This window comes from Dubosiella muris, from assembly GCF_004793885.1.
Lineage (GTDB): Bacteria > Bacillota_I > Bacilli_A > Erysipelotrichales > Erysipelotrichaceae > Dubosiella > Dubosiella muris.
Genome location: NZ_SRYG01000041.1, coordinates 1 through 10,676, shown reverse-complemented (window position 1 = coordinate 10,676; position 10,676 = coordinate 1). Strand labels below are relative to the sequence as shown.

Annotated in this window: 9 protein-coding genes; 5 read left to right on the top strand and 4 right to left on the bottom strand. The window is 49.6% G+C overall.

The features are described 5' to 3' along the window. Window positions 1–69: 69 nt before the first annotated feature. Both E5336_RS12080 and E5336_RS12075 read right to left on the bottom strand, forming a co-directional pair. Window positions 70–675: a VanZ family protein gene (locus E5336_RS12080; protein ID WP_135981359.1), complete on the bottom strand. Its 606-nt coding sequence runs from the start codon at window positions 673–675 to the stop codon at window positions 70–72. Between the two features lie 59 nt (window positions 676–734). Continuing rightward, window positions 735–2,384, bottom strand: a complete 1,650-nt coding sequence (locus tag E5336_RS12075; protein ID WP_135981358.1) for an Rqc2 family fibronectin-binding protein — start codon at window positions 2,382–2,384, stop codon at window positions 735–737. A 141-nt stretch (window positions 2,385–2,525) separates the two neighbouring features. Here E5336_RS12075 and E5336_RS12070 point away from each other — a divergent pair, with 141 nt between their 5' ends. Both E5336_RS12070 and rpiA read left to right on the top strand, forming a co-directional pair. Further along, a complete protein-coding gene (locus E5336_RS12070; protein WP_135981357.1) occupies window positions 2,526–3,806 on the top strand; it encodes an adenylosuccinate synthase in 1,281 nt (426 codons plus the stop codon). 88 nt (window positions 3,807–3,894) lie between these two features. Further along, window positions 3,895–4,569, top strand: coding sequence for a ribose 5-phosphate isomerase A (gene rpiA / locus E5336_RS12065; RefSeq protein ID WP_135981356.1), 675 nt, complete (start codon window positions 3,895–3,897; stop codon window positions 4,567–4,569). A 20-nt stretch (window positions 4,570–4,589) separates the two neighbouring features. On the opposite strand, the gene E5336_RS12060 is transcribed toward rpiA, so the two are convergent. Continuing rightward, window positions 4,590–5,327 (bottom strand): TrmH family RNA methyltransferase, encoded by a 738-nt coding sequence (locus tag E5336_RS12060; RefSeq protein ID WP_135981355.1) that lies wholly within the window; start codon window positions 5,325–5,327, stop codon window positions 4,590–4,592. Between the two features lie 296 nt (window positions 5,328–5,623). Here E5336_RS12060 and pheS point away from each other — a divergent pair, with 296 nt between their 5' ends. The 3 genes from pheS (at window position 5,624) to E5336_RS12045 (ending at window position 9,924) form a co-directional block, all read left to right on the top strand. Further along, on the top strand, window positions 5,624–6,658 hold the full coding sequence (gene pheS, locus E5336_RS12055) for a phenylalanine--tRNA ligase subunit alpha (protein WP_135981354.1): 1,035 nt from the start codon (window positions 5,624–5,626) through the stop codon (window positions 6,656–6,658). A gap of 12 nt (window positions 6,659–6,670) precedes the next feature. Then, on the top strand, window positions 6,671–9,079 hold the full coding sequence (gene pheT / locus E5336_RS12050; protein ID WP_135981353.1) for a phenylalanine--tRNA ligase subunit beta: 2,409 nt from the start codon (window positions 6,671–6,673) through the stop codon (window positions 9,077–9,079). Window positions 9,080–9,150: 71 nt separating this feature from the next. Continuing rightward, a complete protein-coding gene (locus E5336_RS12045) occupies window positions 9,151–9,924 on the top strand; it encodes an AAC(3) family N-acetyltransferase (RefSeq protein WP_168353669.1) in 774 nt (257 codons plus the stop codon). Here the strand turns inward: E5336_RS12045 and E5336_RS12040 are convergent. Then, window positions 9,837–10,298, bottom strand: coding sequence for a GAF domain-containing protein (locus E5336_RS12040; protein WP_135981351.1), 462 nt, complete (start codon window positions 10,296–10,298; stop codon window positions 9,837–9,839). The two genes, E5336_RS12045 and E5336_RS12040, sit on opposite strands and share 88 nt — an antisense overlap. Window positions 10,299–10,676: the final 378 nt, after the last annotated feature.

The window sequence follows — 10,676 nt, the reverse complement described above, 5'->3', positions numbered from 1 at the left end:
TACACTTTAAAATGTATCCTCTAAGACTGCCATTTCTTAACTAAATGACATTGGGGAAACCCGTTTTTTTTATGAAATGAACGTTTCGTCAAAAAAGAGGAACCGTCCAAAATACAAAATGAGAATAGAAGACACCAGCGTTCGTGTCGGCAAGGTAAAAACCGGAAGAGGCTTGCCAAGACGGCCGCGAAGCGCGCGCCAGCCGCAAAACAAGGCGTATCCGATCGCGACGCCCAGCGTGTTCATGATCAAATCGTCGACATCGGTAATGCGATCGTTGAATAATTGCGACAATTCGATAAAAAGCGAAAACAGCGTTCCAGCCGGGACGACGAGGATCCAGCGATCCATTTTTCGCCAGAGCCAGGGAACGAGAAATCCAAACGGAACGAAGAGCGCGACATTCAGCAAATATCCAACGGCGCTGATCCCGGTTGAAAAAGGATGCCAGTTGATGGAATTCGTCTCCCAGACAAACGCAGGATTGAGCAAATCGTACAGCGTGCCGGCCTGCGTAAAGTGGAACACCGCGATCACATACACGGCGAACGTCACGAGCAAATAGTACGTTGGGTTCGTGATGGGAAGATTGCGTCGGCGCTGGAAGGCGAGCCATGCCAGCCAGGGCGCCATCGAAGCCGCAAACTCGTACGCAACCCATAAATCGTTGTGCATACTTGATCCCCCTTATTTTTTTGATCATAGCACAGAAAACTGAAATTATTCTGAAAAAATTATTTCCGCGCGAAATCCCGGATCCACGATTCAATTTCCTCGAAATCCGGATCAATATAAATCGTCTTGTAGCTTTTCATCGTCACGAAACCGATTTTGGATCCCGGTACCTTTTTGAGCTGTGAGATGGTTGTGTAGTCGACCGGCACGCTGCTGGACTGGCGGCCCTTGGAAAAGTAGGTGGCCAGCTGGGCGCACATGCGGATCCGTCTTTCGTCCGGCTCGTCGCATTTGAGCAGCACGTGGGAGCCATGGTAGTCTTTGACATGGAACCACGTGTCGGTCTTTCGAGCCAGATGGTGCGTGATGTAGTTGTTTTGGATGTTGTTTTTGCCAACGAAAATATCCGCGCCATCGACATGCAAATGGAGAACATGCGGATTTTTCGCTTTTTTTCTTCGTCCGCCAGCGTTTTTTTGCGGAAGCAGGTAGCGGTTTTTCACAAGCTCTTCGCGAATCTCGAGCGCGTCCGCCGGCGCGCAGTGCTCCAGCTGCTGTTCCAGCTGCCCGAAGTACGCGATGTCTTCCTCGCACTGGCTGATTTGGGCTTCCAGAATGGCGATGGCCCGTTTCATCTTGTGGTATTTTTGATAGTACTTGTTGGCGTTTGTTTTCAAGTCGAAACGCATGTCGATCGGGATCCGAACGGTTTTTCCGGTTTCAAAATCCTCCAGCTCGACAACGCTCTTTTTCTCGATTTGGAACATGTACGCAAACAGCAAGTCGCCATATGTGCGGTACTTTTCCAAATCCAGCGCCTCCTCCAGGCTCTTTTGCAGCTTAGGCAGTTTTTTTTCATGCTTGATTTTTTCTTTCCGGACCGTGCGGAACACGTCGCCGCATTGCTCGCGAATGCGGGTCTTCGCTTCGCTTTGCTCGTACAAATGATCCAAACCATCCATGAGTGCGTACGCTTTGCCTTCTTTTTCCAAATGAAGGAGGGGCAGGGCGTGAAAATGTTTTTCATCGTATACGTAAAGGGTGTCGGAATGAAGCAAGGCGTCGATGATCGCCTCGAACCGCTCGCCCTGGTGCATGCGGTAGGCGATTTCGTGCGCCAGAAGCGGTGAAATTCCTTCGACTTGTTTTGTGAGCGGCAAATCGAGGTTGAGCGAGTCGCCGTTTATTTGGGTAGGATCGAACCGGTTTTCCTTCGGGGGCAGTCCATAGCGGGCGCCAGGGTGGATCAGCCGTTTCGAGTTTTCAAAAACAGGGATCCGTTTGAGGACGTCCATGATCGTCTGCTCCTCGCTGACCAGAATCAAGTTGGCGTATTTTCCCATGAGCTCGGCGTACAACGTCAGATTTTTCGTGTCGCCAAGCTCATTGTGGCCCTTGATGTCGATGCGGACGATGCGGTCGAAGTCGATTTGCGAGATGCGGGTAATGATGCCTTGCGACACGTATTTGCGTAAAAACATGACGAAATTCGACGGAGAGGGAACGGCGTTCACCGCGTGGTCGTGAATGTAGATCCGGTTTGTGTTGGAGTGGACGTTGATCACAAGACGCTGGTTGCCGTTTGCAAGCGTATGGATGTGGAAGAGGATTTCCTCGTCGCTTAGATTTTGAATTTTTCCGATCTTTCCGCCTTCAAGCACGTGGAGCTGATCGGTGATGGTGCGCAGCAGCAAGCCGTCTAAAGCCATAGTTTTGTGCTCCTTTCTTTGGTTCATTGTGCATTATAGCATGATTCGCGAAGCGGTGGACAGTTCTCGATTGTTGTGGCGCCACCCTAGGGGCTATGGTATAATTTTTTCGTGTTAAGATGAATGAAGGAGTGATTTATTATGTCTAGCCAAATCGTGGTGGGAACACAGTGGGGTGACGAAGGAAAAGGAAAAATCGTCGATGTTCTCGCGGAAAACGCAGATATGGTCGTCCGGTTTCAAGGGGGAGACAACGCCGGACATACCGTCATCGTGGATGGAAAGAAACACGTGCTGCACCTGCTGCCTAGCGGCGTGCTTCACGAAGATGGCGCCTGCATCATTGGTCCGGGTGTCGTGTGTAATCCATTCGTCCTCCTTGAAGAAATGGAACAGCTGGAAAAAAGCGGATTGAAGACGGATCACATCGTAATCTCGGATCGGGCGCATATTTTGATGCCGTATCATTGTTATCAGGATGTTCTGGAGGAAGAAGCCGCCGTCAATAAAATCGGAACGACGAAAAAGGGAATCGGGCCATGCTACGCCGACAAGCTCGCGCGCCATGGAATCCGTTATCATGAATTGAAAGATTTCGAGCATTTTAAAAAGAGACTGTCCTCGTGCCTGGACTTTAAAAATAAACTGTTCGTGAATGTCTATGGCGCCAAGCCGATGGACAAGGAGCAGATGATCCATGATTTTGAAAAAATCTACGACCGGATCATCCCGATGATTAAAGAAACGACTTCAATCGTCAACAAAGCCATCGACGAAGGAAAAAACGTCTTGTTCGAAGGCGCGCAAGCGTGCATGCTCGACATCAACTACGGAACGTATCCTTATGTTACTTCTTCATCGCCAACGAGCGCGGGTGTCACAACGGGCGCCGGTGTCGCCCCGTCGCGCATCGACACGGTGGTCGGCGTCGTGAAAGCGTACTCGACCCGGGTCGGCGAAGGGCCGTTCGTGACCGAGCTTGAAGACGAGCAAGGCAAGTGGATTCAGGAAAACGGGCATGAATACGGCGCCACGACAGGCCGTCCGCGCCGCTGCGGCTGGCTGGATCTTGTTGTGGTCAAGCACGCCAACATGCTCAACGGACTGACGGATATCGTCCTGACGAAAATCGACGTCCTGACCGGACTGGAAACGTTGAAAGTGTGCGTCGGGTATGAAATCGACGGCGAGGTGCTGGACTTTGTGCCGAGCGACCAGGCGGATGTCGCCCGCGCCAAACCGGTGTACAAGGAATTTGCCGGCTGGAGCGAGGATATTACCAAAGTCGAGAAAAAAGAGGATCTGCCGCAAGCGTGCATCGACTACATCGACTTCATCGAGTCGTTTGTCGGCGTACCGGTATCTATGATTTCCGTCGGACCGGATCGCGTCAACAACATTTACGTCAAGCCGATTCAATAACGTTTGAAAGAAAGCTGTGTGAAGGCACGGCTTTTTTTTGCGGGCTATGGTACACTGGCGTTAAGAAAACAAAAAGCGAGGTACGACCATGAAAAGAAAATGTGCGGAAGCGGCCTTCGGAATGATTCGCGAAGGAATGACGATTGGCCTGGGCGGCGGAGAAACGATCCGGTATTTGATTGAATTCATCCATATGAGCGATTTGCGGGTGCAAGTCGTCACGCCATCGACACAAACCGCGCTGCTCGCGGCGCGCCACGAAATCGAAGTCGTTCCGACATGGCTTTGCCCACGGGTGGATGTGGCGTTTGATGGCTGCAACGAAATCGACCCGGATTTGAATTGTTTGAAATCGCTGGGCGCGATTCACACTCAGGAAAAAATAATCGCCGCCATGGCGGACACGTTTGTGATTTTGGCCGATGAAACCAAACTGCGCCAGCAGCTCGTTTTCGACCATCCGCTCACCATCGAAGTCATGAAAGAGGCGTTCAGCTACGTGCTCGGTCAGCTGTTCGAAATGGGACTGCATGCCGCGGCGCGCCAGCCGCAGGAGAAGGACGGCTTTGTCATCACGGATCAAGGAAACATCGTGATCGACGTCGATTTCAGCAATGTGGCGGATCCAATCGAAACCAACCGGCAAATTCTTGGCTTGTGCGGCGTTGTGGACACATCGCTGTTTACCGGGGTTGTGGACAAGGCGATTGTGGCGACCAAAGACGGCGTTCAAGTGCTGGAAAAGCCGAATCGGGCAAAATAAAAAACGTCAATCGACGTTTTTTATTTGGAGCGCTGAACGAGCGCCTCGTACATGCAAATCGAGCCCGCGATGGCGACATTCAACGATTCAAAGGCGCTCATTTCGATTTTGATGCACGCGTCGCAAAGCGCGATGGTCGTTTGGGGCAGTCCCGTGCCTTCATTGCCAAGCACAAGAGCGAATTTTTGTGGAAACCGGATCTCGCTTAAAAAGATGGAATACGCCTGTAGCGCGGTGGCGTATACGGTATAGCCGCCGGACCTGGCTTCAAGGATCCACGGTTCGATGTCCGCTTTTTCAACGTGGACGTGGAAGAGGGCGCCTTGCGAGGACTGGATCGTTTTGGGATTGTACACGTCCGCGCATCCGGGCGACAGCACGACGGAGGGAAAGCCAAACGCGTAGGCGCTGCGCAGCAGCGTGCCCAGGTTGCCGGGGTCCTGCACGTCGTTTAAGACGAGAATCCGTTCCTTGTCGTGGATGTCGGGTTCTTTTTTCTCGCACACGCCAACCAGTCGCGCGTCCGAATTTTGCGCGGACAACTTGTTGAGAACGGCTTGCGAGCATAGGGTGTTTGGACAGCCGCACTCGAAGGGCTCGAGCGAGTAGACGTGTTTTAAAACCCGGGCCTGCATCGCTTCCTTGATTAGATGCTCGCCTTCGATCAAATACTCGCCGCTTTGGTCGCGGTATTTTTTTTGATGGAGTTTCGCAAGGTTTTTGATTGTTTGATTTGATGTTGATTGAATTGTTTCCATGTCTTGATTTTAGCATGAAACAAAAATCAAATCTTGCGATTCTATTTCAATTTTTGTATAATTTGCCTAATAAAGCGCTGATAAGACATAGTATTCACGAGTCCCTAAACAGAGAATGGTTTGCCGGCTGAGAAAAACCATATAGGAAGACGTGGAGAATTCACCTTGGAGCTAAGAGTTAATCCTCTTCCGTGTCATACGGTTATCATGACAAAGTAAGTGCGTTAGACGAATCAGGATGGTACCGCGGATTATATTCGTTCCTGAGACGTCTTTTTTTAATGGAAAGGAACAGCATGGAACAGATCAAAACTATTCAAAACGAAGCGTTTGAAAGCATCGCAAACGCGAATTCGCTCAGCGAGCTGAACGAGAAACGAATCAAGTATCTTGGAAAAAAAGGCGCAATCCAGGCGCTGATGAAAGAAATGAAGTCTCTTCCGAAAGAGGAAAAACCGGCGTTTGGCGCGGCTGTGAACGTCTTGAAACAAGAGGTGGGGCAGGCGATCGAAAACCGGAAAGCGGAACTTGAGCAAATCGAGATGGATAAAAAAATCGAAAGCGAAAAAATCGACATCACCTTGCCGGGCCGTTCGTTTCAGATGGGCAACAAGCATCCGCTGCGCATCGTACAGGAGGAGCTGGAAGACTTGTTTGTCGGCCTCGGCTATCAAATCATTGAAGGAAACGACATCGTCAACGACGAATATTGCTTTGAGAGGGCCAACATTCCAAAGGACCACCCGGCCCGCGCGATGCAGGATTCGCTTTATATCGACCCGGAATGGCTGCTGCGGACGCATACCACGGCCATCCAGATGGCGGTTTTGGAAGAAAGCGCGCCCTTGTTGCCAATCAAAGTGGTTTGTCCGGGAAAGGTGTATCGGCGCGACGACGACGACGCCACCCACTCGCACCAGTTCATGCAAATGGAAGGGCTTGTGATCGGCGAGCGCGTGACGCTTTCGGATTTGAAGGGAACGCTGGAGTTTATGGCGAAAAAACTGTTCGGGGAAGATAAGAAGATCCGGTTCCGACCAAGCTATTTTCCATTCACGGAACCGAGCGTGGAAGTCGATGTCACGTGTCACATTTGCGGCGGAAAGGGATGCCCGACATGCAAAGGAACGGGCTGGATCGAGATTTTAGGCGCGGGCGAAGTGCATCCAAACGTCTTGAAAATGGCTGGATACGATCCGAATGTGTGCAATGGATTCGCGTTTGGCGTTGGTATCGAGCGGGTGGCCATGCTCAAATACGGTATTGACGATATCCGGCATTTCTATACGAACGATCAGCGATTCAACGACCAGTTCAAACGATACGAATAAGGAGAAGAGGATATGAGAACATCAAGAAAATGGCTGAGCCAGTACGTGGACATCGACGATTTGACGATGCAGGAGCTGGCGGATAAAATCACGGCGGCCGGATTGGAAGTCGAAGGCTGCGAACCAATGTCTTCCGGTTCCAATTTAGTCATTGGCGAAGTGCTGACATGCCAGCCTCATCCCGATTCCGATCATTTGAATGTAACGACCGTCCATGTAGGGGATGAAACGCTTCAAATCGTGTGCGGCGCGCCCAATGTGGCCGCCGGACAAAAAGTCATCGTAGCCAAAGCGGGAGCCAGACTGCCTGGGGGCGAAATCAAAAAAGGAATGATTCGCAATGTCGAGTCCAATGGAATGATTTGCGCGTTGTTTGAGCTGGGTGTTGATCCGCATTTGCTTACGGAAGAACAAAAGGCAGGCATCGAAGTGCTGCCAGCGGACGCGCCAGTCGGCCATACCGATCCATTGGGATATTTAGGATACGACGACGAGATTTTCGAAATTGGACTGACGCCAAATCGAAGCGACTGCCAGGCCCAGTTCAATTTAGGCATGGAAGTCGGAGCGATTTTGGATCGCGAAGTCGTTTTGCCGAATTTTGAGAACGCGTCGGTTTGCGGCAAAGACACCGATTTGAAAATCGAATCGGAAACCGAGCAATGCCCGCTCTTTTTAGGGAAGGTGATTGGCTCGATCACAATCAAAGAATCGCCGCGCTGGATGAAAGAGCTGCTGCAAGCGGCGGGGATGCATTCCATAAACAACGTCGTGGACATTTCCAATATTGTGATGCTGGAAACCGGCCAGCCTATGCATTTTTACGATATTGACGCCATCCGCAACCAGGAAATCACGGTGAAAAACGGCTTTGACGAAGACTATGTCGCATTGGATGGGGAAACGTATCATTTGCTGCCGGAAGATATCGTGATCACCAACGAAGGAAAGCCGATTGGCATCGCGGGAATCATGGGTGGCGACGACTCGAAAATTTTGGATTCGACGCGGGGACTGATCATCGAATGCGCGTCGTTCGATCACGTTTCCATTCGAAACACGGCCCGGCGGCTGAATTTGTCAACGGAGTCTTCTTTGCGTTATCAGCGGGGAATCGAACCGATGGCGCCGAAAAAAGCGATGGATCGGGCCGTCCAGCTTTTGATTCAGTACGCGGACGCCAAAGAAATCGGTGAAACGGTACAATGCGGGGAACTTCGCGACCCGCAAACGGTTTTGTCTTGCACGGCGGAAGAAATCAACAACCGGCTTGGAACGGATTTCTCTTGTGAGGAAATCGTGTCCGTATTCGACCGGCTGCTGTTCGCGCCAATCGTGCAGGATGGCGTCATCACGGTGACGATTCCAAGCCATCGAACCGATATGGAAGGCATGGCGGATTTAAGCGAGGAAGTCATTCGGATTTTGGGATACGACCGGCTGCCTTCGACTTTGCCGTATATGCCGATGACAGAAGGAAAGCTCAACAAAAAGCAGTCTTTGATCCGCATGACTGAAAACCTGTTTTGCGACCAGGGGCTTCAGCAGTGCGTGACGTACACATTGATTAGTACTGCCAAAAAAGACGACGCCGTGCTGGCGTGTGGCGAGGCGATCGAACTGGCTTCGCCAATGTCGGAAGAGCGCCGCTGGGTTCGAACGAGCATTTTGCCGTCTTTGATTGGCGTGGCGGCATACAACGAGGCGCATGGCAACAAAAACACCGCGCTATTTGAAATTAGCGAATTGTCTTCCCGGGAAGGCACGCAAAATCATTTGGCGGTAGTGCTCGATGGCGTATTGGAGCAAACGAGATGGCTCCACGAAAGCGTGCCGGCGGATTTCTACACGCTGAAAGGTTTGATCGAGGCGTATTTGGAGAAGATCGGTGTGAACGCGAACACCATTTTGCTGAAGCCAAACACGAAAGACACGACGCATTTCCACCCGTATCGTTCGGCGGAACTGTACCTTGGTAAAAAAATGGTTGGTCTTTTAGGCGAGATCCATCCAGTGTACGCGAAGGCAAACGACGTCAAACGGCTTTGTATCGCGGAGCTGGATTTGGACGCGATTTTGCAGGTGAAAAAATCAAAAGTGAAATTTAGCGCGATTTCAAGATATCCTTCGGTTTCACGCGATCTGGCTTTTGTGGTGGAACGTTCGCTGCCTGCGAAAAAGATCATGGAAACGATCAAACGCCACGGAAGAGATCCGCAAACAAAAGAAACGATTTTGAAAAATGTCGAAGTGTTCGATATTTATGAAGGCGAGCATGTCGCTGAAAATGAAAAATCCGTCGCGATTTCCATTACGTTCCAATCCAGTCGTCAGACGCTGACGGACGCGCAAATGAATCAAGTATTCGATTCGATTTTGGAGGCGTTGGAAAAAGAATGTCATGCCGTATTGAGAAAGTAGAGAGGTGAGCCTCTCTTTTTCTTTGGGCGGTTTCGTGTATAATGGAAAAAAGAATAGAGATGGTGAAAAGCATGCTGACAAGAGAAAATTTGTTAAAAATATTCAAATCGTTTGGAATCCAAAAAGGAATGCTCGTTTTAGTGGAAACGAACGGATCGCTGGAGTCGTATATCGCGGGAGGCGAGCAAATGGTTATCGAGGTGTTGAAGGAAATGCTGGGAAATCAGGGCTGCATCATCGCGCCGTCGTTTACGTTCGATACGCTCGATCCTTCCACGGAAGGCATTTACCGGTACGAGTATCCGTGCTGGGAGGAAATCCGGGAAAGCATTTTAGGGTTTGATAAAAAAATCAGCCAAAGTCAGGATTCGTTCGCGAATCAAATGCTTCGAAATCCGGAAAGCGCGCGCTCGAGCCATCCCGTGTATAGTTTCGTTTTTCTTGGCAGACACGAGGAGTCCTGGCTGAAACAAAAAAATAACTATCCGATTTCACTGGATTCAGTTTTTGAGGGCTTGAAAAACAAAAAGCTGGGCGTGCTTTCATTCGATAAAAGTTTAATGGAAAACTGCGTGTTTTACGCCTTGTGCCGAAAAAAAGAGGACGAGGAAGTGTTTATGCTTCGAGCGTATAAAAAAAGAGGACGGGAAAAAGAGGTTCATACCTTTTTGATGAACCAGCCGTCCTTTTCCAAGATCCAGGCGGTTTTAAACGAAAAAGAAATTTGCAAAGAGGCGGGAGAGGGATATGAGATTTCCTATTTTGCGTTGGACAAATGTCCGGAAATCAACGCCGCCGCTTCCAAAAAAATGGATTCTTCTTCCGGGCCGAAGCGTCCGAACTGATCGGAATCTACATCGAGAACGGCGAAAAGCGCATCGTTTTTAAAAACGGGGGCGACAAATTCGCTGTTGCTGGCGCTATCGCAAGCGATATGGCCTGGAAAAGCATGGACATCGGGAATGTTCATGCTTTTCTTTCGGGCTGCGCAAGTGCCAACGACTCCTTGCCCGATTGGAATCCGGGTGCAGGCCAGGCGGCCTTGAAAGGGACCGAGAAAGCAGCAGTTTTGCTCGATGTCGACAAAATAAAAACCGACCCAGTTTAAATGCTCCAACTCGTCGTGGAGCAAAGCCGTCAAATTACATAAATTGGAAAGAACGGGAATCGAAGGATCCCAGAGCGTTTTCATTTGATTTTTGATTATTATTTGATTCATAACTCCATTATAACCGTCATAGAAAAAATAAAAAAGCATCTTTGTTTTCAAAAAACGAAAAACGCATTATACTAAAAACGAACGTTTTTATCCTCTAAACTGTAATCGAAAAAAAACGAAAAAAATTCAAAATTATAATTGACAGATCAAGCCGAACAAGGTATGATAGGAACACGTTGAGGAACTTCTTCTTTAACGAACTGTCATTTAAAATCTTTTGAGAAATCAAAATAAAATAGTTGACAGATAGAAATATTCATGATATAGTATACAAGCTGAGCCGATGTGAAAAACAAAACGGGGAAGCGAAACGTATGATGAAAAAGCTGTTTGTGAAACAAACAGCGGGACGATCTTTGAAAACCTGATAGAAACGAA